This is a genomic window from Arenimonas sp. (assembly GCF_041919775.1).
Lineage (GTDB): Bacteria > Pseudomonadota > Gammaproteobacteria > Xanthomonadales > Xanthomonadaceae > Arenimonas.
Genome location: NZ_JAYRTE010000010.1, coordinates 65,353 through 90,868, shown reverse-complemented (window position 1 = coordinate 90,868; position 25,516 = coordinate 65,353). Strand labels below are relative to the sequence as shown.

The window sequence follows — 25,516 nt, the reverse complement described above, 5'->3', positions numbered from 1 at the left end:
ACCTTGGCGGTTGGCAAATAAAGGATTCGCGCCTGAAGGCGCTCCTACAGGTCAGAGCAGGGAGTGGCGGGCGGCGGTCAGCAGCCGGCCCTGCTTCACCAGCTGCACGGCCGTCGCGACGTCGCCGTCCATCGCGCGGTCGCGCGGCATGAAGGGGATGGCCTCGCGCAGCGCAGCCCAGGCGGCACGCACGGCGACACCCGGTTCGAACTCGGCCGACTCGGCCAGCTCGCGGCGCAGGCCCTCGACCTCTTCCAGGAACGGCGCCCGGTCGGCATGGCCGGGCAGCGGCGCGCCCTGCACTTTCACCGCCAGCCCTTCGGCGTCGGAGGAACGCGCCAGGGCGCGGGCGGCGTTGATCATGTCCCGGCGGTAGTCCAGGGCCTGGGCGGCGGTGTAGAGCTCCAGCGCCAGCACGTGGGCCAGGTCGTCCACCATTTCCAGCACGTGCCGGCCTTCGTTGGCGCCCATGGACACGTGGTCCTCGGCATTGGCCGAGGTCGGGATCGAATACACGCTGGCCGGGTGCGCGCGGCTGGCCAGGTCGTTCACCAGCGCGGCCGCGGTGTACTGCACGATCATGAAACCGCTTTCGGTACCGTCCTCGTTGCCGATCAGGAAGGCCGGCAGGCCGTCGTTGGTGGCCGGGTCGACCAGCTTGTTAAGGCGCCGCTCGGAGATGGAGGCCAGCACCGGGATCGCGGCCTTGAGGTAGCTCATCGCCAGCGCCAGCGGCATGCCGTGGAAGTGGCCGGCGGAGACGACCTGGTCTTCGATTTCCTTTGCGCCTTCCAGGCCCGGGAACAGCAGCGGGTTGTCGGTGACGGCGTTGAGTTCGATGTCCACGACCCGCTTGGCTTGTTCCAGCGCATCGCGCACGGCGCCGTGCACCTGCGGGATGCAGCGCAGCGAGTAGCTGTCCTGCGGCTGGTGTTTCTTGCCGCCGCGGAACGGCCGGAAACGCTGGTAGAAACGCTCGCGGCCGTGGCGCTGGGTCAGCGGCACCCAGTCCCAGCCGATGTCGAAGCCCAGGGCCTGCTGTTCCGGGTCGGCCCAGCTTTCCGGCAACCAGGATCGGAACTTCGGCACCAGGTGGTAGGCGATGTCCGACAGCGTCGAGCCGGCCAGCAGGCGGCGCAGCTGGCCGGCCACGTGCACCTGGCCCGGGTGCGGGCGCAGCGCGTGCACGTGTGGGTCGAAGGCGCGCAGGCGGCCGGCGAAGGCGTCGAGCGTCATCGCCGCCGCCAGGTCGGCGGTGTCGAGCAGGTCCTCGAGCTTTTCAATCGCCAGCACGGCGGTCGCCAGCATCTGCGCGGTGCCGTTGTTCAGCGCCAGGCCTTCCTTGTGCGACAGCGTCACCGGGGCGAGCCCTGCACGGGCCAGCGCCTCGGCACCGGCGATGCGCTCGCCGTCGTAGAAGGCTTCGCCGCCGCCGAGCAGCACGATGGCCAGGTGCGACAGCGGCGCGAGGTCGCCGCTGGCGCCGACGCTGCCCTTGCGCGGCACCACCGGCACGATGCCGGCATTGAGCATCGCCGCCAGCGCTTCAAGCACCTGCGGGCGGATGCCCGAGTGGCCCATCATCAGCGTGTTGATGCGGATCGCCAGCATCGCGCGCACGACGTCGGGCGCGAACGGCTCGCCGACGCAGACGGCGTGGGTGACGATCAGGTTGCGCTGCAGTTCCTCGAGCACGGTTTCATCGGTCTCGGCGGCGCCCGGCATGCCGTGGCGCACGCGGCGCGAGCCCAGCAGCTTGTCGGCGTTGGAGCCAAAGCCGGTGGACACGCCGTAGATCGGCTCCTGCTTCTTGACCTGGTCGGCCAGGAAATCGGCGGCGCGCTGCACCGCCTGCATCTGGCCGGCGTCGAGCGTGACCGGAGCGCCGTGCGCGATCTCGGCGACCTGGGCGCGGTTGAGGCTGCGGCCGTCGAGCGTGATCGGCTTCATGTCAGACGCCTCCCATCGCGCGCTGCTGCTCGATCTCCACGCGCAGGGTCCTGGCCAGGTCGTCGCGGGCGACCTCGAACTGCTCCTTGGCGCGCAGGTCCTTCACCGTGACGACGTTGCGCGCCGCCTCGTCCTCGCCGTAGAGCACCACGAAGCGGATGCCGGCCTTGTCGGCGTACTGGAACTGTTTGGCCAGCTTCTTGCCTTCCATCTGCACTTCGGCGTTGATGCCGGCGCCGCGCAGCTGGCGGGCGATGTCGAGCGAATCGGCCAGGCGCTCTTCGTCCATCAGGCCGACCATGACGTCGACCGAACTTTCCCCGCCCGACAGGATGCCGGCCTCGCGCAGCTGGAAGAACAGGCGGGTGGCGCCGATGGAGATGCCCACGCCCGGCAGCTTCGACTTCGTGTAGTGGCTGGCGAGGTTCTCGTAGCGGCCGCCCGAGCAGACCGAACCGATCTGCGGGTGGTCGTCGAGCGTAGTCTCGTACACGGTACCGGTGTAGTAATCGAGGCCGCGGGCGATGGAGAAGTTCACCGCGTAGTCGGTTTCCGGCACGCCCTGGGCCTTGAGCAGCTCGATGACCTCGCGCAGCTCGGCCACTCCCTCGGCCAGGGTTGGATTGCCGGTGCCCAGCGCGTCCAGGCGTGCCAGCGCGTCGGCGTGCGAGGTCGAACGCACCTGCACAAAGGCCATGATCCTGTCGGCGACGTCGTCGGCCAGCTGGAAATCCGGGCCGGTCAGCGTGGCGCGAACCGCGTCGGCGCCGCGCTTGTCGAGCTTGTCGATCTCGCGCAGTACCAGCGCCTGGCGCTCGCCTTCGGCAATGCCCAGGCCTTCGAAGAAACCGCGCAGCAGCTTGCGGTTGTTCAACTGGATGGTGAAGTCGCCCACCCCTAGCTCGGAGAACACCGCGTGGATGACCGCCGGCATCTCGGCGTCGTGGCGCACGCTCAGCGTGTCCTTGCCGATCACGTCGATGTCGCACTGGTAGAACTCGCGGAAGCGGCCGCGCTGGGCGCGTTCGCCGCGGTACACGCGCTGGATCTGGTAGCGACGGAACGGGAAGGCCAGGTCGTGTTCGTGCTGGGCCACGTAGCGGGCCAGCGGCACGGTGAGGTCGAAGCGCAGCGCCAGTTCGGGCTGGCCGCCCCCGCTTTCGACGGCATTGCTCAGGGCACCGGTGGACTGCACGAAATACACCTGTCGCTCGGTTTCGCCGCCGGTTTTGGTCAGCAGCACCTCGGACAGCTCGAACACCGGCGTTTCCACCGGCAAGAAGCCGAAGCGTTCATAGTTGCGGCGGATGACGTCCAGCATGCGCTGGAAGGCAATCTGGTCACGGGGCAGCAGCTCCATGACCCCGGGCGTGGTGCGGGGCTTGATCAAGGCAGGCGACTCCAGGGCGAACCCCGGCATTCTAGCGGCTGCGGGCTTTCAGGCGCGCCCTGCGCCCCCGCCTGCAACGCCGGGCTTGCCGAAACCGACGCAAGTCCCTAGAATTGCCGGCTCGATCCCTCGGGGTGTAGCTCAGCCTGGTAGAGCGCTACGTTCGGGACGTAGAAGTCGCAGGTTCAAATCCTGTCTCCCCGACCATCGATCGCAAGAAGGGCTGCCCGCGGGCAGCCCTTTTTTTGTCCCGCGCCCTGCCCGCCCCGCGGCTGCCCCGGATCAGAACGCCCAGACGCCCTCGACCCGCGCGTAGCGGTAACGGTAGCCCGCGCCCTGGCTGGCACCGTTGCCCGGCGCGTCGGAGTATCCGGCGACGACCCGGAGAAAGTGGCCCCGGTCCTTCGGGGTCTGGAAATCCAGCTCCAGCAGGCGCGAAGGCTGGCTGCCGACGCCCGTGAAGTCCTGGCGGCCATAGCCGGCGGTCGCCCGCAGCTGGTAGCCGCCGCCGAAGAAGCGACGCACGGACACCACCCCCAGAGCCTGGCGGTAGCGGCCCGGCGCGAAGTAGTCGGCTTCTCCCGGGTCGCTGTCGTTGAACTGGCGCAGGCGCAGCTGCAGGCTCAGGCCCTGCTCCGGCACCAGCGCATAGACTAGGTTGGCGCGCAGGTGCCGGCGCAGGTTGGCGCCGCCGAAATCCTGCAGGCCGGCCAGGCCGGTGGCGGTCCAGCGCCCGGACAGCGGCCAGTCGATGGCGGCGCCGGCGAACGTATGGACCAGGCCTTGCCCGACGCCCTGGCGGGTTTCGAGCACGTCGCGCTCGAGGAAAAATTCCTTGCGCTTCTCGTCGGTGCTGTAAACGCTGGCGCTGCCCAGCAGGTCGTGGCCATTGCTGCCGGCCTCGCCCTGCCAGCGCCAGCCGCCCTCGCCGCCGGCGGCGCGCACGAACAGGCGCTGTTCCTGATGGTCCCAGCCCGTGCCCGAGAAACGGGCATGCTCGACGCGCATGCCCCACCAGTGTTCGATGTCCCGGCGCGAGACATCCCAGCCCAGCGAGGCACGCCAAACGTCGTTGCCGTCGGAATCAGACGAGCCGAAGCCCTCGGCCCGCAGCGCCGGACCTGAGGCCTGCGCCAGGACCGGGAGCGCCGCGAGCAATGCCGTCGCCAGCACGGCGTGGACGCGGCGGCTCATTTGGTCCCCCAGGTCTTGCGCAGGCGCAGGACTTCCGCGGCGTAGCCCATGACGCAAACCGGCTGCAGGATGGCGGTGTAGCACAGCGAATAAACCAGGAAGCCGGCGATATTGCGGCGCACCCTCATGCCCTGGCGGTTGAGCATGCGACGCTGGACGCGAAAGATGATGCCGTTCCAGATCGCCGCCAGCGGAAGCACCAGCAAGGTCATGATGCCGACGATCCAGTAGTAGCCGAACAAGGCCGCGACCACGCCCGGGATGAACACCAGCGTATAGACGAGGTCCATTGGCACGAACAGCAGGTTCCACCAGATGAAAAGCGTGCTCAGGCGTGGCTTGAACAGTAGCCGGCCGTGGCGCGCGAAGGCCTCCATCAGCCCGCGCGACCAGCGCTGGCGCTGGCGGGAAAACTGCACCAGGCGATCGGGCACCTTGGTGAACAGGCAGGCCTCCTCGCAGTAGCCAATGCGCGCCCCGGTCCCGAGCAGCGCCCAGGACACGACGATGTCTTCGCCCACGCATTCCGGCCAACCGCCCACCTGTTCCAGCGCGGTCCGGGAGTACAGCGAGAAGGCGCCCTGCGCGACCAGGGTGCCGTGGTACATGCTCTGCACGCGCTTGACGGCCGCGATGCCGTGGAAATAGTCCCATTCCTGCGCGCGGGTCAGCCAGTTATGCCGGGAGTTGCGCACCAGCACGGCGCCCGCCACCGCCACGGTATCGGGCGGATCGGACAGGAAGCGTTCGACCAGCTTGCGGATGGCGTCGGCGCGCAGGTAGGAGTCGCCGTCGACGGTGATCACCAGGCCGGCCGAGGTTTGCGCCAGGCCGTGGTTGAGCGCGCGGGCCTTGCCGCCGTTGCGCGGCATGGCGATGACCCGCATCTCCACGGTCCGGTTCGCCAGGCGCCGGGTTTCGGCCCTTGCCAGGGCCAGCGTGTCGTCCGTGGACCCGTCGTCGATGACCGTGACGCGGACGAGGCCGGGGTAGTCCTGCACCGCCAGGCTGGCCAGGGTGTCGGCGATGTTCTGGCCTTCGTTGTAGCAGGCCACCAGCACATCCACCTTCGGATAGTGGATGACCATGCGCCTCTCGGGACGGCGGTCGCTGAGGATCGAACCGATCAGGAACGCATTCATGAAGCCGGGCACGTAGGCGATGAAACCGATGGCGACCAGCGCCAGCGGCAGGCCCGCCAGCAGGCTGAGTTCGCGCAGCCACGGGAGCGAGAGCCAGACACTGGCCGCCGTCCAGGCGGCGGCCAGCGCCAGCACCAAGGCGAACTTGGCCGGTACCGGCAGGTAGAAGCCCCCGCGCCGCGGCGCCGGCGGCGAATCGCCACCCTGCAACGTGTCACCGGCGTCGCCCTCGCAAGGGGCGTGCGCCTGGGATTGATCCAGCATTAAGAGCACCCCGAAGTTGTCCCAGGGACAGAAGCAATTACCGTGCCATTCCTTGTTGCACTTCTGTGACGCCGCTTTTGCAGCGCAGCCGGGCATCCAGACGCCGACCCGCGCGCCACAGCGTCAAAATGTGACGCATTTGGCAGACGCGGGGCCGGCCCCGTGGAACGAGCGGTTGGTTACACTCGACCGATTGCACGCAGGGGGACGCGAATGGGTTGGATCCTGGGGTTCGTGGGAGCATTGCTGGGTGCGCTGATCGCCGACGAGAGCCGCATGTTCTTCGGCTTCCTGGCGGGCGGTGGCCTGGGCCTTCTGTCCGGCAGCCTGCTCCTGCTGCGGCGGCGGGTCGGCCTGCTTGAACAGCAGGTAATGGTCCTGCGCGGCCAGGCGGCGGCGGCCCAGGCCAGGTCCGGCCCGGTGGCCGCCCCTGGGCCGGACCCGGCCACCGTCGTGCCCCGACCCGGTCCGGCTTCCCCGGCGCCGATGCCACCCCCGGTTCCCGAACGGCCGGAGCCCCTGCGGCCCGAGCCTGCCCCTGCCCGCCCGGCAGCGGGGGCGGCAGCGGCGGCCGCGCCCGCACCGCGCATCGAAGCGTCGGCCCCGCCCGCCAGGCCCGCCGAACCCGACCCCATCACCCGCGCATTGCTCGCTGCCAAGGCCTGGCTGTTCGAGGGCAACGTGCCGGTGAAGCTGGGCGTGCTGGTACTGTTGTTCGGCGTCGCCGCCGGCATCAAGTACGCCGCCGACGCCGGCTGGCTGGTGGTGCCGATCGAGCTGCGCCTGGCCGGCATCGCCGCCGCCGCGATCGCCCTGCTCGTCTGGGGCCTGCGCAACGCCGCCGAACGCCCGGCCTTCGGCCTGAGCCTGCAGGGCGGCGCGATCGGCATCCTGCTGCTGGTTGTGTTCGCGGCCTTCCGCAACTACGAGGTGCTGGGGGCCATGCCGGCGTTCGTGCTGGTGGTGGTCCTGGTCGCCGGCGCCAGCGTGCTGGCGGTGAAACAGGATGCGCCGGCCCTGGCCGTGCTCGGTTTCATCGGCGGTTACCTGGCGCCGGTGCTGCTTTCCACCGGCAGCGGCAACCACGTCGCGCTGTTCAGTTATTACGCCGTGCTCAACGCCGCGGTGTTCGCCATCGCCTGGAAGAAGGCCTGGCGGGCGCTGAACCTGGTGGGCTTCGTCTTCACCTTCGCGATCGGCGGCGTCTGGGGCGCGAAGTATTACCGGCCCGAACTCTTCGCCAGCGTCGAACCCTTCCTGGTGCTGTTCTTCCTGTTCTATGTCGCCATCCCGGTGCTGTACGCGCTGGCCGGACGCCAGAAGAACGGCAAGGTCGACGGCACCCTGCTGTTCGGCACGCCGCTGCTGGCCTTCCCGATGCAGGTGGGCCTGCTCGAAGGCGACCGCTTCGGCCTGGCCACCAGCGCCGTGGTCGTGGCGGCGATCTTCGCCGGCCTGGCGGTGTGGGCCACGCGCAATTCGCGCCTGCGCGACCTCGCGCAGAGCGCGGCCGGCATGGGCGTGGTGTTCGCGACGCTGGCGATCCCGCTGGCGCTCGATGCGCGCTGGACCTCCGCGGCCTGGGCGCTGCAGGGCCTGGGCATGGTCTGGCTGGGCCTGCGCCAGGGGCGCCGCCTGACGCGCTGGAGCGGCCTGGTGCTGCTGGTGCTGGCCAGCGGCGCCTGGTTAGTGAGCCTTTTCGAATGGAACCTGGATTGGGAAGACCGCTTCCTGATCAACGGCCATGCGATGAACCTGGGCCTGCTGGCCTTCGGCTGGCTCGCGGCTTCGTTCCTGTACATGCGCGCCGGCGCCGGACGTGTCCTGCAGGTGCTGCTGTTCCTGGCGGGCCTCGCCTGGTGGGTGCTGCTGGGCGTGCGCGAGATCGAGGTGAACCTGTTCCCGCATTTCGACGCGCTGTATTACGCCGGCTTCTGCCTCCTGACCGCCGCCCTGGCGGCGGTGCTGCGCGGGCCGCTGGCCTGGCCGCGCCTGTCCTGGCCGGTTGCCGCGTCGGTGGTGATGCTGCTGCCGCTGTCGCTGGTCTCGCAGGACCACTCCGAGACGACGCTGTTCGACTGGCCGCTGCTGCTGTGGTGGCCCCTGCTGGCCGCCGCGCTGGTCACGCTGCGGGCATTGCGCACGCCGCGTTCGCTGGGCCTGATGTTCGCCCACCTGGCCTGGCTGGTCACGGTCGCGCTGGCGGCGGGCATCACCCTGCTGCGGGTGCTGGCCGACCGCGCCAGCCTGGCCGACGGCTGGCTGCTGCCGGCAGTGCTGGCACCGCTGGCGGTGCTGTTCGCGCTGGCCTGGAAACGCCCCGCGATTGCGGGCTGGCCGGTGGCCGACCAGTTCCCGCGCTGGCGCCCGGCCTGGCTGGTGATGGCCGGCCTGGGCCTGGGCCTGGGATGGCTGTTCGGCAACGTCCTGCCCGGCGACAGCGCGCCCCTCCCCTGGCTGCCGCTGCTCAATCCGCTCGAGCTGTCGCTGTTGCTTGGCCTGCTGGTGGCGGCGATGTGGCTGCGTTCGCACACCGACCCGCATCGCCTGGGCTGGCTGGCCTGGGCCGGCGCGGCGCTGTTCCTGCTGTCGATGAGCGTACTGCGCGCCTGCCACCAGCTCGGCGGCCTGCCCTGGTCACCCGGCCTGCTCGGTGAAACGGTCGCGCAGGCCAGCCTGACGGTGGCCTGGTGCGTCGCCGGCGTCGCCGCCTGGGTGCTGGGCTCGCGCCGTCGCGACCGCGCGCTGTGGTGGCTCGGCGCCGGGCTGCTGGGCGTGGTGCTGCTGAAGCTGCTGGTCGTGGACCGCCAGTTCGTCGGCAACATCGCCGGCATTGTCTCCTTCGTGGTCGTGGGCCTGCTGCTGATCGTGGTCGGTCGCATCGCCCCCACCCCACCCCGTCGTCCGGAGTAAACGCATGCGTCCTTCCCTGTTGATCGCCGCCATCCTGGCCACCGCGCTGGCCAGTCACGTCCGCGCGGCGTCGCCCCAGGACTACGCCTGGCAGTGGCCGGTCCAGACCGAGGGCGACGGCGCCGCGCACGTGCTCGAACTCGACGCCGAGGTGCTGCAGCACGTGACCCGCGGCGACCTGCGCGACCTCGCCGCGTTCAACGCCAGCGGCGATCCGGTGCCCTTCGCGCCCTGGCCGGCCGAAGCCCGCGAAGACGAAGAGCACGACCCGCTGCCCTGGCTGCGGGTGCCCCTGCCCGAACCCGGCCAGCCCGACAGCCTGGCCCTGCGCCTGGAGCGCGACGCCGACGGCAACCTGCTCGGCCTCGAGCTGCGCACCGCCGAGGGCGTGCCGCCCCCCGACGCCGGCCACGACCTGCTGGTCGACCGCGGCCACAATCCGCCAGCCGTGTCGGTGCTGCACGTTGAACTGGCAGAATCGGCGGCCCTGCCGGTCAACCTGCGCGTACGCATCAGCGCCTCGGACGACCTCGTGGAATGGCAGCGGATCGGCAGCGGCCAGCCGCTGCTGGCGCTGGACGACAACGGCCTGCGCATCGAGCGCCTGCAGCTGGAATTCCCGGCCACCCAGGCCCGCTACCTGCGCCTGGCCATCGAGGGCGACGGCAACTGGCCCGCGCTGGCCGCCCTCAAGGGCGAACGTCGCGTCGATGCCGGCGACGGCCGCGAATGGAAACGGCTGGAACTCGAAGGCGTCAGCGTCGGCGAGGAACCTGGCGTTTACGACTACAGCAGTCCCGGCCCGATCGCCGTCGAACAGGTGGACCTGACCCTGGCCGACGCCAACTCCGTGGCCGCCGCCCAGGTTGGCGCCAGGAATCCCGGCGAAGACTGGTGGCGCCCGGTCGCGAACTTCACCGTCTTCCGCCTGGGCAGCGGCCAGGACGAAGTCCGCCACATCCCGCCCCGGATCGACCCCCGGCGCGACCGGGAATGGCGCCTCACCACCCAGCCGGCGCTGAAGAAGCCGCCGAAACTCCTCCTGGCCTATCGCCCGGAGCGGTTCGTGCTGCTGGCCCAGGGCCCGGCCCCCTACACCCTGGCTGCCGGCAGCGTGCGCGCCGAGCGCGAGGACTATCCGGTGAAGGCGGCGATCGAGGCCTCGGGCAAGCCACCCTCGCCCGCGACGCTGGGCATGAAGATGCAGGCCGGCGGCGAGCAGGCGCTGATGCCAAAGCGGGGCGAGGACTGGCAGCGCTGGCTGCTGTGGGCCGTACTGGGGGCGGGGGCGGCCCTGGTGCTGGCGGTGTCGCTGAGGGTCCTGCGCCACCCCAAATCAGCGTAATCCACGCCTTCGCTCCGGTCCGGCGCCGGCTCCCGGGAAATCCGACAGGCGGCTGGCCGCCTGTATATGAATGCCGCTTAAATCCTGCTAGCGTCGGCTCACTTAATGCGACTGGCAGCACAGTTCTGCCTCCGCCGCGCCCCTGTCCAGTGGAGGACTTTAGTGAACAAGCTGACCCGCAACCTGCTTTGCACTGCCGTCGCAATCGCTTTCTCGGGCGCGGCCCTGGCCACCCAGCCGGACGCCGACCGTTACATCGTCAAGTTCAAGGATGGCGCCCGCGGCAATGTCGAAAACGCCGTCCGCGCCTCCGGCGGCAGCGTCAAGCTGAAGATCTCGGGCATGAACGCGATGGCTGTGTCGGTGCCCGCCGCCGCTCTCAACGGCCTGCGCAACAATCCGAACATCGAATACGTCGAGCAGGACCATCCGCGTTTCCCGATGGCCATCTACAACGACGACGCCGGTGATCCGACCACCACCCAGCTGACGCCCTACGCGATCTACCAGTCGCAGGCGAACCAGGTCGCGCTGAACCTGGCCAGCGCCAAGACGGTCTGCGTCATCGATTCCGGCCTGGCGTATGCGGACCAAGGCGAGACGGGCGGTCCGAACATGGACTTCTCGGACAGCAACATCACCGGCAGCAACGACAGCGGCACCGGCGACTGGTTCCGGGACGGCGGCCCGCACGGCACCCACGTCGCCGGCACCATCGCCGCGCTCGACAACGGCTTCGGCGTCGTCGGCATGGCGCCCGGCAACCCGCTGCACATCGTCAAGGTCTTCAACGACGCGGGCTGGGGCTATTCGTCCGACCTGGCCCATGCGGCTTCCAAGTGCTCGGAGGCCGGCGCGAAGATCATCTCGATGAGCCTCGGTGGCGGCGGCGCCAACAGCACCGAGCAGAGCGCCTTCGACCAGTTCACCGCCAGTGGCGGCCTGGTGATCGCCGCGGCCGGCAACGATGGCAACAACGTGCGTTCCTACCCGGCCGGCTACAAGTCGGTAATGATGATCGGCGCCAACGACGCCAACAATCAGATCGCCGACTTCTCGCAGTTCCCGGGCTGCACGGTCTCGACGGGTCGCGGCAAGAATGCCAGCACCGAAACCCACGATGGCTACTGCGTGGAGGCGACCGCCGGCGGCGTGGACACGCTGTCCACCTATCCGACCGGTGGCGCCACGCTTTCGGCGCTCGAAGCCAACGGCGTGGGTTATGCGTCGTCCGCGATGGAGAACACGGGCTCCGCGTCCGGCGCCACCTTCTTCATGGGCACCGCCGAATCGACGGCCGCCGGTGCGGCCGGCAGGGTCTGCGTGATCGACCGAGGCAATATCTCCTTCCACGACAAGGTGAAGAACTGCGAAAACTCCGGCGGCATCGGCGCGATCATCATCAACAACGAAGCCGGCATGCTGTTCGGAACCCTCGGCACCACCAACACCACCTCGATCCCGGCGGTCGGCGCCGCGCTTGAGGACCGCAGTTTGCTGGTCGGTGCGTCCACCGCCTCGGTCAGCATCGGCGCCAGCGATTACGGCTACATGAGCGGCACCTCGATGGCCACGCCCGGCGTGTCCGGCGTCGCGGCCCTCGTGTGGTCCAACCATCCGACCTGCACCGGCACTGAGATCCGGGACGCGCTCAAGGCCTCGGCCCACGACGCCGGCGCTCCCGGCCCGGACGTCTACTTCGGCTACGGCATCGTCAAGGCCAAGGCGGCAAGCGACTACCTGGTGGCGAACGGCTGTGGCGGTGGCAGCGAGCCGCCGCCCGCGGGCGCACCGGAAAGCCTCAGCGGCTCGGTGAGCAGGAAGGGCAAGAACTACAAGTACAGCCTGTCCTGGAATGGTGGCGGCGCGACGGTGGACATCTTCCGCAACGGCAGCAAGATCACCACGACCAGCAATTCCGGCAGCTTCAGCGAGAACCTGGGCGCCACTTCGGCGAGCTACCAGGTGTGCAATGCCGGCACGAACAGCTGCTCGGCCACCATCACCGTCGCGCTCTGATCCGACGCGGCAGATCGTTCCCCGGAGGGCCCGCGCAAGCGGGCCCTCTGTCTTTCCGGCGCTTGGAAAGCAGGCCTGCTTCTCCGGTAAACAGGGCGAGTCAGGGCGTTCGGCCGGACGCCGGGATCGCCTGGAGACGCTGCTTCAGTGGCGCCAGCTGCAGGTTGCCCGCCCCGCCCGGCGACACCCGGGCAGCCAGGCTCGCCTGCGCATCCGCCCCGGCCTTCGGCAGCGGCTCGGCCGCCGCCTGCCGGTAGGCTTCCCGGAAAGGCAAACCGGCCAGTGCCAGCTCGACCGCCTTGTCGGTCGCATACATGCCCTCGTCGAAGGCACCGGCGAGCCGGTCGGTGTTCCAGGCCAGGCCACGCAGCAGGTCCGGCAGCAGCGCCATCGCACCCAGTCCACGCCCGAAGGCATGGAACAGCGCGCCCTTGGTGAACTGAAGGTCACGGTGGTAACCACTGGGCAAGGACAGCAGCTGCTCGAGCTCGGTGCGCGACGCCGCGACGCTGGCGTAGGTCGCACGCAGCAGTTCCACCAGATCGGGATTGCGCTTGTTCGGCATGATCGAACTGCCGGTGGTGTACTGCGCCGGCAGGCTGACGAAACCGAACTCGGCCGTCGTGAACAGGCTCAGGTCCCAGGCCAGGCGGCGCAGGTCCAGCGCGGCGGCGCCCAGCGCGTCGACGGCGGCGATCTCGAACTTGCCGCGGCTCAGCTGGGCATAAAGGGGGCTGACCTGCATGCGGGCGAAACCCAGCTCCGCGGTGCTGCCCTCGCGGTCCAGCGGCAGGTTCACGCCGTAGCCCGCCGCCGTGCCCAGCGGGTTGGCGTCGATCCAGTCGTGCGCCTGCCCGGCGCGCACGGCGTTGTCGATGAAGGCCTCGGCGAAGCCGGCCCACCACATCGCGGTGGACGACACCACGGCGCGCTGCAGGTGGGTGAAGCCGGGCATCGCGATGGCCTCGGCCTCGGCGCGCTGCAGGCAGACTTCGGCGGTTTCCCGGCACAGGGCCTGCAGTTCGCCGAGCTTGCGCTTGAGCCACAGGCGCGTGGCCACCAGCACCTGGTCGTTGCGGCTGCGTCCGGTGTGGATCCTGCGGCCGGTGTCGCCGAGCCGTTCGATCAGGCGTGATTCGATCGCCGAATGGCCGTCTTCGAAACGATCGTCCAGCACGAAGGCGCCGGACTTCAGGTCTTCGGAAAGGGCGTCCAGTTCGCGGCAGAGGTCATCACACTCCGAAGAAGTAAGGATGCCGATGCGCGCCAGCCCGCGGGCGTGCGCGGCCGAGGCGGTGATGTCGTCCTGGATGAATTCGCGGTCCAGCACCACGTCGTCGCCAGCCAGGAAGGCCTGGATGCGCGGGTCCACTTTCACGCCGGGTTTTTGCCACAGCAGGTCGCTCATGTCGGGATCCCCAGGGTTTCGGGCAGGGCGAAGGCCAGGTTGAGGTTCTGCAGGGCCTGGGTGGCGGCGCCCTTGAGCAGGTTGTCCAGGGTCGACACCACCACCAGCCGCCGGCCATCGGCCGACAGCGTAAAACCGCCGACCTCGGCGCCGTGCCGGCCGGCGATACGGCTGACCCAGGGCGCTTCGTCCACCACGGTCACCAGCGGCTCGGCGTCGTAGGCGTCGCGGTAGCGCTGTTTCACTTCGTCGAGGGCGAAGGTGCGCTCCAGGTGCAGGTTGGCGGTCATCGTGATGCCGCGGAAATGCGGCGCCACGTGCGGCATGAACTCCACCGCGTGGCCCAGCTGGCGGCCCACTTCGCGCTCGTGGATGTGGTTCACCAGCGCATAGGGCATCAGGTTGTCGCGCAGCTTGTCCGGATCGTTCTTGTCCGACGCGCTGGTGCCGGCGCCTGAGTACCCGGAGACGCCGAAACACTGCACCGGCCCGGCCAGCGCGTCGCGCATCGGCGCCACGGCCAGCTGCATCGCGGTGGCGTAACAGCCGGGGTTGCTGATGCGGCGGGCGCCGCCGGCCTGGTGGCGGGTGAGCTCGGGAAGGCCGTAATGCCAGCCGTCGTCGAAGCGGAAATCGGCCGAGAGGTCCACGACCACCGCGTCCTTGCCATCCCAGTCCAGCGCGGCGGTGAAGGCGGCGGCCATGCCGTTGGGCAGGGCCAGCACCAGGGCATCGACGCCCTGCCCGGCCACGGCGTCGGGGCCGAGGTTGGTGTAGCGAAGATCGCCGGTGTAGGCGGCTTCGTGGTCGGCCAGGCGCTGGCCGTCGCGCTCGCGCGAAGACACGAAGCCCAGCTCGAAGCGTGGATGCGCCGCCACCAGTTTGATCAGCTCGGCGCCTACGTAGCCGCGGGCACCGACCAGCCCCAGGGAAATCCGCTCGCTCATGCCCGGCCCCCGTGTTCGAGCTTGAAATCCAGGCCGCGTCGAACGATCGGCCATTCGGTATCGAGGATCGAATACACCGCGGTGTCGCGCAGGTGGCCGTCGGGCATGCGCATCTGCCGGCGCAGGATGCCGTCGAAGTGCGCGCCCAGGCGTTCGATCGCGGCGCGCGAACGGTGGTTCATCACGTGCGTGCGCAGTTCGACCACGCTGCAGCCCATCGCGTCGAAGGCGTGGCCCAGCAGCAGGCGCTTGGCCTCGGTGTTCAGCGCGCTGCGCTGCACGCGGGCCGAATACCAGGTAAAGCCGATCTCCAGGCTGGGGATCACCGGATCCATGCGGAAGAAACGCGTGCTGCCTACCGGCTCGCCGGCGGCGTCGCGCACAAGGAAGGGCATGGCGGTGCCGGCTTCACGGTCGGCCATGGCGCGGGCCATGTAGCCGCGGATGCTTTCCGTGTTCGGCACGCTGGTGTACCACAGGTTCCACAGCTCGCCGTCGGCGGCCGCGGCGAGCAGGTCGTCGCCGTGGTGCGGCTGCAGCGGCTCGAGGGTGACGTGGTGGCCTTCGAGGATCGGGGGGATCGTCCAGTGCAGATTCTGCATGTCAGCCCTTCAGGGTGGCGGGACGCGCCAGGCAATGTTCCACGGCGTAGCGTATCTGGTCCCAGCCCTCCAGGCCGTACCAGAACACGTTCCACTGCTCGCCTTTCAGGCAGCCGTCGGCCTCGTCGAAGTAGAAGTCGTTCACCGGGTTGCCGTTGCGGGCGCGCCAGAACAGCCGGGGCGTGTCCGCGCGCATCACCTGCCAGGCGGCGCGGCCCAGTCCCTCGCCCTGCGCATCGTCGCTGACGGCGAACTTGTCCAGGTGCGGCAGGCCGTCCTCTTCGGTGATCAGCAGCGCGGCGCGGTAGTGTTCGCTGACGAAGGCCTTCAGCAGCGGGGTTTTCTCGAAATAATCCGGCGCCAGCTTGCGGCCGAAGCCGCGCTCGACCAGGACGCGCAGGCGTTCCAGGTCCAGTTCGTCCCAGCGCGTGACCTTGCGCACCTGCTCGCCGCGGCGCACCAGGGTGCCCGATCCGCGGTGGGTGAACAGTTCCTTGGCCAGCTGGTCGGGCCGGGTGATCGATACCGAGCTCGACAGCGGCAGCTGCATCAGCAGGTCGTGGATCTGCTCGATCTTCACCCGCATGCCCGAGTGCAGCCAGGGCTGGGCCAGCAGGTCGTCGTATTCGGTGCTCAGGTTGATCGAGTCGATCACGTCGCCGTCGCCGTCGAGCAGGCCGCCGGTGCCGGTAAGGAAGATGATCTTGTAGGGCTGCAGCGCCTTCACCAGGTCGTTGGCGGCCCAGTCGGCGTTAACGTTGAGGATCTGGCCGCCGGTGGTTTCGCCCAGCGAGGCGATCACCGGGATCGAGCCGACCTTGATCGCCGCCTGGATGCCGGCGTCGTCCACGCGCTGCACCTGCCCGACCAGGCCGAACTTCGCCTGGTCGAGGAAATCGCACTCGAAAACGCCGGCGGTGATGGACGTGGCGCGCACGCCCTGGGCCTGCAGGGCCTCGACCAGGCGCAGGTTTTCGCGCTGGGCGACGCGGCGAACGATCGCGAGGCCCTCGCTGTCGGTCACGCGCAGGCCGTCCACGACCTTCTTGCCAATGCCGGCGGCGGTCATTTCCTCGTCCAGCTGCGGGCCGGCGCCGTGGATGACGATCGGCGTCAGGCCCACCTGCTGCAGGAAGGACAGCGAGGACACCAGCGCGTCGAGCTCGTCGCGCAGGATCGCGCCGCCCACCTTCACCACGGCGAAGCGCGCGGCGTCCACCTGGGAAAAGCGCTTGAGGTACTGCTGGATCTCCTTGGCGCTGGCCATGTTCGACAGCAGCCGGACGATCGTGGTGCGCATCTCGGTCACGCGGTTTGCTCCAGCAGGCGGGTGTAGGTGGTGGCGGCGGTGGCGAGCTGATCGAGCGCCACCCATTCGTCGGCGGTGTGGGCCTGGGCGATGTCGCCGGGGCCGTAAACGAAAGCGGTGAGCCCGGCGGCCGAGAACAGCGAGGCTTCGGTCCAGAAATCGACGGCATTGCCGATCGGCAGGCCCAGTTCGTCGGCGAGGTCGCGGGCGGCCAGGCGCTTTTCCTCGGCGCGGGCGATGTCGCCGGCCGGCAGCGAGGGGCCGCGGAAGGTTTCTTCATAGTGGGCCAGGGCCTTGGGATCGGCCATCTCCCGGAACTGCCCGTGCAGGGCGTCCATGTCCATCGAAGGCAGCGGCCGGAAGCCGAAGCGCACCTCGGCCGCCGGCGCGATCATGTTGGCCTTGATGCCACCCTCGACCCGGCCGATGTTGAAGCGCAGGCCGGTGAGGCCACCAAAGCGCGCATGCGACTGGGCCCTGGCGTGGTCCAGGGCTCTGGTGCCCCAGCGCATGGCCTGGTGCACGGCGCTCAGCTCGAAGGCATCGGCGCCCGAGGCGTGGCCGGCCTGGCCCTTGAAGCGCATCAGCACCGAGCTGATGCCGCGGTGGGCCAGCACGGCTTCGCACAGCGTCGGCTCGGCGATGATCGCCTCCTTGAAGCCATGCTCACTGGCCAGGAAGGCGGCGATGCAGCGGGCGTCGTTGGCTTCTTCGTCGCTGCTGAACAGGAAGGCGGCGTCGCCCTTCGTCGCATTGGCAGCGGCGACCAGGCCGGCGGCGGCGCCCTTGATGTCGCAGGCGCCCAAGCCGATGGCCTTGTCCTGCGTGACACGCAGCGTGTGCGGGTCGGCGCTCCAGTCCGGTGATGCGGGCACCGTGTCCAGGTGCACGTTGAACACGCGCTTCGGGTTCCCGCGCACGGCCAGCATCGACACCGCACCGGCGCCGTGGTCGGTCACCCGCACCTCGAAGCCCGGCAGCTGCGCGCGCAGGTAGTCGAAGATGCCGCCGGTGCCGATGGCACGCGGCGGGTTGCGGGTGTCGAAGCCCACGAGGGCTTCGAGGTGCTTCAGGACGTCTTGCAGCATGTCGGTTCCCGGATGGCTGTGCGCTTCGCTGTAGGAGCGCCTTCAGGCGCGAAGCGGTTCTTTGCCAGGGGCAAAGTCAGAAGATTCGCGCCTGAAGGCGCTCCTACAGGTTCGGTGGTCATTTGCGGTTGATTTCGGCCCACAGGGTGCTGGACATGCCGAACAGGCGAATGAAACCCTCGGCCTCTTCCACGCCCCAGTCGGCGGACTGGGCGTAGGTGGCGCCCTTGGCGTGCAGCAGGTGCGGACTGCGCACGGCGACGGCGTCGACCTTGCCACCCTGGGTCTGGATGACCACCTCGCCGTTGACGCAGCGCTGGCTCGAGGCCAGGAAGGCTTCGAGGTCGGCTTTCAGCGGGTCGTTGTAGAAACCTTCGTACACCAGTTCCACCCACTTGCGGGCGACGTCGGGTTTGAAGCGGTTCTGGTGTTTGGTCAGCACCGCTTCTTCGAGCGCGCGGTGCGCGGCCAGCAGCGCGGCCAGACCGGGGGCTTCGTAGATGATCCGGCCCTTGAGGCCGATCGTGGTGTCGCCGGTGTACATGCCGCGGCCGACGCCGTATTTGGCGAACAGGCCGTTCAAGGTCGCCAGCAGCTTTGCGCCGGGCATGGCCTCGCCGTCCAGCGCTACGGCTTCGCCGTCCTTGAACGTGACCGTGACCTGCAGGGCCTCGGCTGGCCACTCGACGCGCGGCGCGCACCAGCCGCGGGCGCCCTCGCCCGGCACTTCCCAGCGATCGATCTCGCCGCCCGACAGCGTCACGCCCAGCAGGTTCTCGTTGATCGTGTAGCTCTTCTGCTTGGCGCGCACTTCAAAGCCGCGTTCTTCCAGGTACGCCTGTTCGTAGGCGCGGGTCTGGGTGTGCTCCTTCTGGATCTCGCGGATCGGCGCGATTATCTGGTAGTCACCCGCCGCCTTCACCGCCAGGTCGAAACGCACCTGGTCGTTGCCCATGCCGGTGCAGCCGTGGGCGATCGCGCGCGTGCCCAGCTCGGCGGCGCGCTTCAGGGACGCATCAACGATCAGGTAGCGGTCCGACACCAGCAGCGGGTACTGGCCCTGGTAGCCCTCGCCGGCCATCACGAAGGGTTTGACGAAGCCGTCCCAGATCGCAGGGCCGCCGTCGACGGTGACGTGGCTGGCGGCACCCAGCTCGGCCGCGCGGGCTTCGATGTAGGCGCGTTCTTCGGCATCCACGCCGCCGGTGTCCGCGAAGACGGTGTGCACGGCCCAGCCGCGCTCCTGCAGCCAGGGAATGCAGAAGCTGGTGTCGAGGCCGCCGGAAAAGGCGAGGACGATGTGTTTGTCGGTCATGTCGGTTTCCAGGGAAATTATTGGTTGGCCAGCTTGGCCATCACGGCCTTCTGCACATGCAGCCGGTTCTCGGCCTCTTCGATGGCGATGCACTGCGGCGAATCCATCACCGCGTCGGTCGCCTTCACGTTGCGACGCAGCGGCAGGCAGTGGCTGAAGACGCCGTTGTTGGTCATCGCCATCTTGGCCTCGTCGACGATGAAGTGTTTGTGCGCCTCGCGGATGGGCTTTTCCTGCTCCCAGCGGCCGAAATACGGAATCGCGCCCCAGCTCTTGGCGTACACGACGTCGGCGCCGGTGTAGGCAGACTCGATGTCATGGCTCATCCGGAACGAACCGCCGCTTTCAGCCACGTTGTCGCGGGCCCAGCCCAGGTAACGCTCGTCCAGCGCGTAGTCGGGCGTCGGACACAGCAGGGTCACGTCCATGCCCAGGCGCGTGGCGATGGTCAGCGCCGAGTTGGCCACGGCCGTGTTCAGCGGCTTGGGGTGGTAGGTCCAGGTCAGCACGAACTTCTTGCCGCGCAGGTCGGTGCTGCCGAAGTGGGTCTGCAGCGCCAGCGCGTGCGCCAGCTCCTGGCAGGGGTGGGTGATCGTCTCGAGGTTGATCACCGGCACCGTCGAATACCTGGCGAAGCTGCGCAGCACCTTGTCCTGCCGGTCCACCGACCAGTCCTGGAACTTCGGGAAGGCGCGCACCGCCACCAGGTCCACGTAGCGCGACAGCACGCGGGCGACTTCGGCGATGTGCTCCTCGGCCTCGCCGTCCATCACCGTGCCGAGCTCGAACTCGATCGGCCAGGCGTCCTTGCCCGGCTGCAGCACCACCGCATGCCCGCCCAGCTGGAAGGCGCCGATCTCGAAGCTGGTGCGCGTGCGCAGCGAGGGGTTGAAGAACACCAGCGCGATCGACTTGCCGGCCAGCTGGCGCCCGGCCTCCCCGCGCTTGAAGGCGGCGGCCTGGGCCAGCACCGCGTCGAGTTCGGCGCGGCTCCAGTCCTGGGTGTTCAGGAAATGCTTCATGGGGTGGGTCCTGGCGGTCGGTGGAAGGGAAAATCAGGGAATCGGAAACGAAAAAGCCCAGCACGGGGCTGGGCTTTCATCAGCGGACAGGCAAACGCCCCCGGCTACCCAGCGGAAAGTTGGGCTTCCGGTCGGCGCGCACGCGAGGTCATGCCCGCCGCCATCCAGGCGGAGGTCATCACGGCGGCGGTGGGCGCGGTGCAGGTCATGGGGCGGGAGTATGCCGGGGGGCCGGGGCGGCCGCAACTCAGCGGGCGTAGCCGGTCTCGTCCGGGGTGACCGCCACGCGGATGCGCAGGCGGTTGCCCGGGTCGTAGGGCAGGCGCGACATGTACTTTTCGCCCTTGTACATGTATTCGACGTCGTAGCCGACCACCTGGCGCTCCTCGCGCTCGACCTCGACGATGCGGCAGCCGCGGGCCTCGGCCTCGGCCTTTTCGCGCGCGATGTTGTTGCCGATGGCGCCGCCGGCGACCGCGCCGGCCACCGTGGCCGCCTTGCGGCCATTGCCCTTGCCGACCTGGTTGCCGATGGCGGCGCCCACCAGGGCGCCAATCACGGTCCCGCCGGTGGTCTGGCCCGACTGGCGGTATTCAACCCCGTCGCAGCGCTCTTCCGGCGTGCGCGTACGCACGATCTCCACGACTTCGTCCGCGCGCAGGACCTGGGCGTAGCCGTAGCTCACGTTTTCGGGAACGGACGGGGCCTCGTACTGGTCGTACTGCTCGTCTTCGTAAGGCTCGGACGGGTACTGGGCCAGCGCGGGCGCGGCAGCGAGGGCCAGCAGGGGAAGCAGGCGCAGGGCAAACGACATGGAAACTCTCCGGACGGACCCGCGGATTCAAGCATCCCGACGCTGAACCCTGGCCTAAGATTTTCGTTAAACGGGGGCCATCCGTTGGTAGACTCCGGACTTTGACTGCCCGCCCCGCCATGGAACTGCGTCTCTACAACACCCTGACCCGCCAGCTGGAGGTTTTCGAGCCCCAGGATCCTGAACGGGTCACCATGTATGTCTGCGGGCCGACGGTCTACAACTACGTGCACATCGGCAATGCCCGGCCGCCCGTCGTCTTCGGCGTGCTCGCCAACCTCCTGCGCCGCCGCTATGGCCGGCTGGTCTACGCCCGCAACATCACCGACGTCGACGACAAGATCAACCAGGCAGCCCGCGACCAGGGCGTGCCGATTTCGGCAATCACCGGCCGCTTCGCCCAGGCCTATGCCGAGGACATGGCCCGGCTGGGCGTCGAGCCCCCCGACCTGACCCCGCACGCCACCGCGCACATCCCGCACATCATCGCGATGATCGAGCGGCTGATCGACTCGGGCCACGCCTACGCCGCCGAGGGCCACGTTTTGTTCTCGGTCAGCAGCTTCGCCGACTACGGCCGCCTCTCGGGCCGGGACCCGGAGGAAATGCTGGCCGGCGCGCGCGTGGACGTGGCGCCCTACAAGCGCGACCCCGGCGATTTCGTGCTCTGGAAGCCTTCCACGCCCGACCTGCCCGGCTGGGACTCGCCCTGGGGCGTCGGCCGCCCGGGCTGGCACATCGAATGCTCGGCGATGGCGGAAGCCCACCTGGGCGACACCATCGACATCCACGGCGGCGGCGTCGACCTGCAGTTCCCCCACCATGAAAACGAAGTGGCGCAGTCCACCTGCGCCCACGGCGGCAGGGTGTTCGCACGATTCTGGCTGCACAACGGCCTGCTCAACTTCGGCGGCGCCAAGATGTCCAAGTCGCTGGGCAACGTCGCGCTGGTGCACGACCTGCTGGACCAGCACCCGCCGGAAGCGCTTCGCTACGCGCTGCTTTCGGCGCATTACCGGCAACCGCTGGAATGGTCGGACGCGGTCATCGAACAGAGCGTGCGCACGCTTGACCGCCTCTACGGCACCCTGCGCGACCTCGCCGGCGTGCCGGCGACGGAGCCGATCGTGCCGGTGGCGGTGGAATCGGCCCTGTGCGACGACCTCAACACCCCGGCGGCCCTGGCCGAGCTGTCGCGCATCGCCGGCGAAGCCCGCAAGGCCGAATCGCCGATCGCCCGCGCCAGCCTCAAGGCCGAGCTGCTCGGCGCCGGCCTGCTGCTGGGCCTGCTGCAGCAGGCGCCGGAAGCCTGGTTCAACCGCGGCACCGAAGCCGGCGACGACGCCCGCATCCAGGCCCTGGTCGAAGAACGCAATGCCGCCAAGGCCTCGCGCGACTTCGTGCGCGCCGACGGCATCCGCCGGCAACTGGCCGAAGAAGGCATCCTGCTCGAGGACACGCCCCAGGGCGTGCGCTGGAGGCGCGCCTGATGCAGCCGACCGAAGCCACCGCCGCCGAGGCCCAGGCCGCCATCGTCGATGAGTTTTCGTTTTTCGGCGACTGGTCCGAGCGATACCAGTACCTAATCGATCTCGGGCGCAAGCTGCCGCCCTTCCCCGACGAGTGGAAAACCGAAGAGAACCGCCTGCACGGCTGCCAGTCCCTGGTCTGGATCGTCGCCGAGGGCGGCGCGGACGAACTGGTGTTCAAGGCCACCAGCGATTCGAGCATCGTCTCGGGCCTGGTCTACCTGGCCCTGCGCGTGTACTCGGGGCGGAGCGCCGCGGAAATCCTGGCGACGACGCCCGACTACATCGCCGGCATCGGCCTTTCCAAGCATCTCTCGCCGACGCGCAGCAACGGCCTTGTCGCGCTGCTGCAGTTCATCCAGGACACCGCCCGCCGGCACGCGCCGGACTGAGCCCAGGAGTTTCCATGCCGCACCGCCGCCTGCTCGCCAGCTGCCTGGCCGCCGCCCTTGCCTTCCCGGCCCTCGCGGGCGCCAGCCCCAGCCTGGCGCCGCCACTAGCGATGATGCCGGTGCAGCAGCAGGTGATGGCGCCGGTCGTCGCCCGCTTCCGCGCCGACCTGGCCAGCCTCGAACGCGTACACGACACCACGGCCGGCACCCGCCGCGAGGCCGCGCTGCGCCGCCTGTACGGCGACTGGCAGCAGCGCCTGGCGGAAATCGACGCTTCGGGCCTGTCCGCCGAGGACCGGCTCGACCACGCGCTGTTTCGCCGCGACCTCGCCTACCGCCTGCAGCAGCTGGACTTCCGCCGCGGCCGTTTCACCGATGCGGCCGTGCTGCTGCCCGGCGTCGCCGACCTGGTCGCGCTGGCCGAGGCCCGCCGCGCCCTGGAATACCCGGACGGCCGCAGCAGCGCCGCCACGCTCGACAGGACCCGCCGGCAGCTGGCCGAGCTGGGTGCGCGCCTTGAAGACGATCCCGGGGCGCTGGGCACCTCGCCCATCCTGGCCTACCGCGCCGCCGGCCTGCTCGACGGCGTGCGCGCGGACCTGAAGGAATGGCACGGCTTCCACGCCGGCTACGACCCGGACTTCACCTGGTGGACCCGGCAGCCCTACGAGGCGCTGGACAAGCAGCTCGAGGCCCACGCCAGGCTGCTGCGCGACAAGCTCGCCGGCGCAAGCGACCCGGAAACCATCATCGGCGACCCGATCGGCCGCGACGCGCTGCTGGCCGGCCTGCAGCACGAGCTGATTCCGTACACACCCGAGCAGCTGATGGACCTGGCCGAGCGCGAGCTTGCCTGGTGCGAAGCCGAGCTGGCGAAGGCCGCCGCCGACATGGGCGCGACCGATTGGAAGGCTGCGCTGGAACAGGTGAAGTCCCGCCACCCGGCGCCCGGCGACCAGCCGAAACTGGTGGTCGAACTGGCCGACGAAGCCATCAATTACCTGGTCGCCAACGACCTGGTCACCGTGCCCGAACTGGCCAAGCGCGACTGGCGCATGACCATGCTCACGCCGGAATACCAGCTGACGGCGCCGTTTTTCCTCGGTGGCCAGGACGTCTGGGTGGCCTACCCCACCGACACCATGCCGCACGAAAAGAAGCTGATGGCCCTGCGCGGCAACAACCGCCACTTCTCGCGGGCGGTGGTGCACCACGAACTGATCCCGGGCCACCACCTGCAGTACTTCTACAACTCGCGCTACCAGACCCACCGCGAACTGTTCGACACGCCGTTCTGGACGGAAGGCTGGGCGCTGTACTGGGAATTCCGCCTGTGGGACCGCGGCTTCGCGAAAACGCCCGAGGACAAGATCGGCATGCTGTTCTGGCGCAGCCACCGCGCCGCCCGCATCCTGTTCTCGCTGGGTTTCCACCTGGGCAAGATGACGCCGGACGAAGCCGTCGACCTGCTGGTTGAACGGGTCGGGCACGAACGCGAAAACGCCCGCGCCGAAGTGCGCCGCAGCTTCGCCGGCGACTACGGTCCGCTGTACCAGATTGCCTACATGATCGGCGGCCTGCAGTTCCGCGCCCTGCACGAAGAGTTTGTCGTTTCGGGAAAGATGACCGAACGCCAGTTCCACGACGCCATCCTGATGGGCGGCCCCATGCCCGTCGCCGCTGTGCGCGCACGGTTGTCCGGCGAAGTGCCCGCCGGGGAGCTGCGCGCCGACTGGCGCTTCTACGACTGAAGCTGTGGGAGGGACTTCAGTCCCGAAGCTTTTCCGGACTGAAGTCCCTCCCACGGTGAACAAAAAAAGCCCCGGTTTCCCGGGGCTTTTTCATGAACGACGTTACCGGGGTTTATTCGCCCATCTGCTTCTGGCGATGTTCCCAGCGTTCCTGCGCGTCGATGGTGCGTTCCGCGGTGAGGCGGGCTTCGAGGCGCTCGAGGCCGATTTCCTCGCCGGTGTCCACGCAGTAACCGTAGCTGCCGTCCTCGATGCGCTTGAGCGTGCTGTCGATCTTGCTGATCAGCTTGCGGTAGCGGTCGCGGGTGCGCAGTTCCAGGCTGTTTTCGGACTCGCGGCTGGCGCGCTCGGCTTCGTCGCCGACGTCGCGCACCTCTTCCTTGAGGTTCTCGATGGTCTGCTTGGACTCCTCGACCAGGTCGTCCTTCCACTGCAGCAGGCGCTGGCGGAAGTATTCCAGGTGCATCGGACCCATGTATTCCTCTTTCGCGCTGGGCTTGTAGCCCGCCGGCAGGTCCACCCGCACGGTGCGCGCCGTCGCCGGCTTGATGCGCTCGGGACGCGGGGTCGCCGGCTTGACGTAACCCGCCACGACGCCGCCGCTGCGCTTGACCGCCGGCCTGGCCACCGGCGCAGGCGCCGGAGCGGCCTTGGTGACCGGCTTGGCCGCCTTGGCGACCGGCTTCGGTGCAGGCTTCGGCGCAGGTTTGGCCGCCGGCTTCGCAGCCGCTTTGGGCACCGCCTTCGCAGCCGGCTTGGCCGACGCCTTGGGCGCTGCCTTCTTCACCGCCTTGGCCGCCGGCTTGACGGCCTTGACGACTTTCTTGACCGCCTTGACAGCCTTCTTGGCCACCTTGGCGACCGCCTTCTTGACCGGAGACGGCTTGGCAGCCGCCTTCCGGACCGGCTTCGCAGCCGGCTTGGCGGTCTTTTTCACGGGTTTCGCAGGCGCTTTGGCCTTTGCCGCCGGCTTCCTGGCGGGCTTTGCGGATTTGGCCGCCTTGGCGGGCTTCTTGGCGGCCGGCTTGCCGGCCTTCTTGATGGTTTTCTTGACGGCCACTAGGGCGATTCCTCTCTTTCCTTGAGGCTCGAAGGCGGCGTGTTATAGCCTAGTCCTTCTCC

At 69.0% G+C, this 25,516-nt stretch carries 19 protein-coding genes and 1 tRNA gene; 7 read left to right on the top strand and 13 right to left on the bottom strand.

The features are described 5' to 3' along the window. Window positions 1-51: 51 nt before the first annotated feature. Together hutH and hisS are read right to left on the bottom strand one after the other, a co-directional pair. Window positions 52-1,950: a histidine ammonia-lyase gene (gene hutH / locus ACE3TE_RS07850; protein ID WP_374603790.1), complete on the bottom strand. Its 1,899-nt coding sequence runs from the start codon at window positions 1,948-1,950 to the stop codon at window positions 52-54. Window position 1,951: 1 nt separating this feature from the next. Continuing rightward, window positions 1,952-3,340 carry a histidine--tRNA ligase gene (gene hisS / locus ACE3TE_RS07845; protein WP_374603788.1) on the bottom strand — a complete coding sequence of 463 codons (1,389 nt, stop codon included), beginning with the start codon at window positions 3,338-3,340 and terminating at the stop codon, window positions 1,952-1,954. 130 nt (window positions 3,341-3,470) lie between these two features. Between hisS and ACE3TE_RS07840 the strand changes: the two genes are divergently transcribed. Beyond that, window positions 3,471-3,547: transfer RNA gene (locus ACE3TE_RS07840), tRNA-Pro, on the top strand. A gap of 75 nt (window positions 3,548-3,622) precedes the next feature. On the opposite strand, the gene ACE3TE_RS07835 is transcribed toward ACE3TE_RS07840, so the two are convergent. Together ACE3TE_RS07835 and ACE3TE_RS07830 are read right to left on the bottom strand one after the other, a co-directional pair. Continuing rightward, the gene (locus ACE3TE_RS07835) at window positions 3,623-4,534 is read right to left on the bottom strand and encodes a hypothetical protein (protein WP_374603786.1); all 912 of its coding nucleotides are present in this window, start codon (window positions 4,532-4,534) and stop codon (window positions 3,623-3,625) included. Further along, a complete protein-coding gene (locus ACE3TE_RS07830; RefSeq protein WP_374603784.1) occupies window positions 4,531-5,940 on the bottom strand; it encodes a glycosyltransferase in 1,410 nt (469 codons plus the stop codon). Before ACE3TE_RS07830 ends, ACE3TE_RS07835 begins: the two co-directional genes overlap by 4 nt. A 213-nt stretch (window positions 5,941-6,153) precedes the next feature. On the opposite strand from ACE3TE_RS07830, the gene ACE3TE_RS07825 reads away from it, so the two are divergent. The 3 genes from ACE3TE_RS07825 to ACE3TE_RS07815 all read left to right on the top strand — a co-directional run bounded on the left by ACE3TE_RS07825 (window position 6,154) and on the right by ACE3TE_RS07815 (window position 12,217). Further along, the gene (locus ACE3TE_RS07825; protein ID WP_374603782.1) at window positions 6,154-8,853 is read left to right on the top strand and encodes a DUF2339 domain-containing protein; all 2,700 of its coding nucleotides are present in this window, start codon (window positions 6,154-6,156) and stop codon (window positions 8,851-8,853) included. 4 nt (window positions 8,854-8,857) lie between these two features. Continuing rightward, on the top strand, window positions 8,858-10,198 hold the full coding sequence (locus ACE3TE_RS07820; protein ID WP_374603780.1) for a DUF3999 domain-containing protein: 1,341 nt from the start codon (window positions 8,858-8,860) through the stop codon (window positions 10,196-10,198). 162 nt (window positions 10,199-10,360) lie between these two features. After that, window positions 10,361-12,217, top strand: coding sequence for a S8 family serine peptidase (locus ACE3TE_RS07815; RefSeq protein WP_374603778.1), 1,857 nt, complete (start codon window positions 10,361-10,363; stop codon window positions 12,215-12,217). A 100-nt stretch (window positions 12,218-12,317) separates the two neighbouring features. Here ACE3TE_RS07815 and argH read toward each other — a convergent pair whose 3' ends face one another. From argH to ACE3TE_RS07775, 8 genes are all read right to left on the bottom strand, one after another. After that, a complete protein-coding gene (gene argH / locus ACE3TE_RS07810) occupies window positions 12,318-13,625 on the bottom strand; it encodes an argininosuccinate lyase (RefSeq protein WP_374603776.1) in 1,308 nt (435 codons plus the stop codon). After that, window positions 13,622-14,572, bottom strand: coding sequence for an N-acetyl-gamma-glutamyl-phosphate reductase (gene argC, locus ACE3TE_RS07805; RefSeq protein WP_374603775.1), 951 nt, complete (start codon window positions 14,570-14,572; stop codon window positions 13,622-13,624). The genes argH and argC overlap by 4 nt, the downstream gene beginning before the upstream one ends. Continuing rightward, window positions 14,569-15,174: a GNAT family N-acetyltransferase gene (locus ACE3TE_RS07800; RefSeq protein ID WP_374603773.1), complete on the bottom strand. Its 606-nt coding sequence runs from the start codon at window positions 15,172-15,174 to the stop codon at window positions 14,569-14,571. The genes argC and ACE3TE_RS07800 overlap by 4 nt, the downstream gene beginning before the upstream one ends. Window position 15,175: 1 nt before the next feature. Next, entirely contained in the window at window positions 15,176-16,474 is a 1,299-nt protein-coding gene (locus ACE3TE_RS07795; RefSeq protein WP_374603800.1) for an acetylglutamate kinase, read from the bottom strand. Between the two features lie 5 nt (window positions 16,475-16,479). Then, a complete protein-coding gene (locus ACE3TE_RS07790; RefSeq protein ID WP_374603771.1) occupies window positions 16,480-17,571 on the bottom strand; it encodes an acetylornithine deacetylase in 1,092 nt (363 codons plus the stop codon). Between the two features lie 118 nt (window positions 17,572-17,689). After that, complete coding sequence (locus ACE3TE_RS07785) at window positions 17,690-18,886, bottom strand: argininosuccinate synthase (RefSeq protein WP_374603770.1); 1,197 nt, start codon at window positions 18,884-18,886, stop codon at window positions 17,690-17,692. 17 nt (window positions 18,887-18,903) lie between these two features. Continuing rightward, on the bottom strand, window positions 18,904-19,908 hold the full coding sequence (locus tag ACE3TE_RS07780) for an N-acetylornithine carbamoyltransferase (RefSeq protein WP_374603768.1): 1,005 nt from the start codon (window positions 19,906-19,908) through the stop codon (window positions 18,904-18,906). A gap of 247 nt (window positions 19,909-20,155) precedes the next feature. Further along, a complete protein-coding gene (locus ACE3TE_RS07775) occupies window positions 20,156-20,722 on the bottom strand; it encodes a glycine zipper 2TM domain-containing protein (RefSeq protein WP_374603766.1) in 567 nt (188 codons plus the stop codon). Between the two features lie 119 nt (window positions 20,723-20,841). On the opposite strand from ACE3TE_RS07775, the gene cysS reads away from it, so the two are divergent. Genes cysS through ACE3TE_RS07760 form a run of 3 tightly spaced genes read left to right on the top strand, consistent with a single transcriptional unit; the run spans window position 20,842 to window position 24,394 of the window. After that, on the top strand, window positions 20,842-22,212 hold the full coding sequence (cysS, locus tag ACE3TE_RS07770; protein WP_374603798.1) for a cysteine--tRNA ligase: 1,371 nt from the start codon (window positions 20,842-20,844) through the stop codon (window positions 22,210-22,212). Further along, complete coding sequence (locus tag ACE3TE_RS07765; protein ID WP_374603764.1) at window positions 22,212-22,643, top strand: SufE family protein; 432 nt, start codon at window positions 22,212-22,214, stop codon at window positions 22,641-22,643. The genes cysS and ACE3TE_RS07765 overlap by 1 nt, the downstream gene beginning before the upstream one ends. A gap of 14 nt (window positions 22,644-22,657) precedes the next feature. Further along, window positions 22,658-24,394: a DUF885 family protein gene (locus ACE3TE_RS07760; RefSeq protein ID WP_374603762.1), complete on the top strand. Its 1,737-nt coding sequence runs from the start codon at window positions 22,658-22,660 to the stop codon at window positions 24,392-24,394. 112 nt (window positions 24,395-24,506) lie between these two features. On the opposite strand, the gene dksA is transcribed toward ACE3TE_RS07760, so the two are convergent. Then, window positions 24,507-25,463 (bottom strand): RNA polymerase-binding protein DksA, encoded by a 957-nt coding sequence (dksA, locus tag ACE3TE_RS07755; protein WP_374603796.1) that lies wholly within the window; start codon window positions 25,461-25,463, stop codon window positions 24,507-24,509. Window positions 25,464-25,516 lie beyond the last annotated feature (53 nt).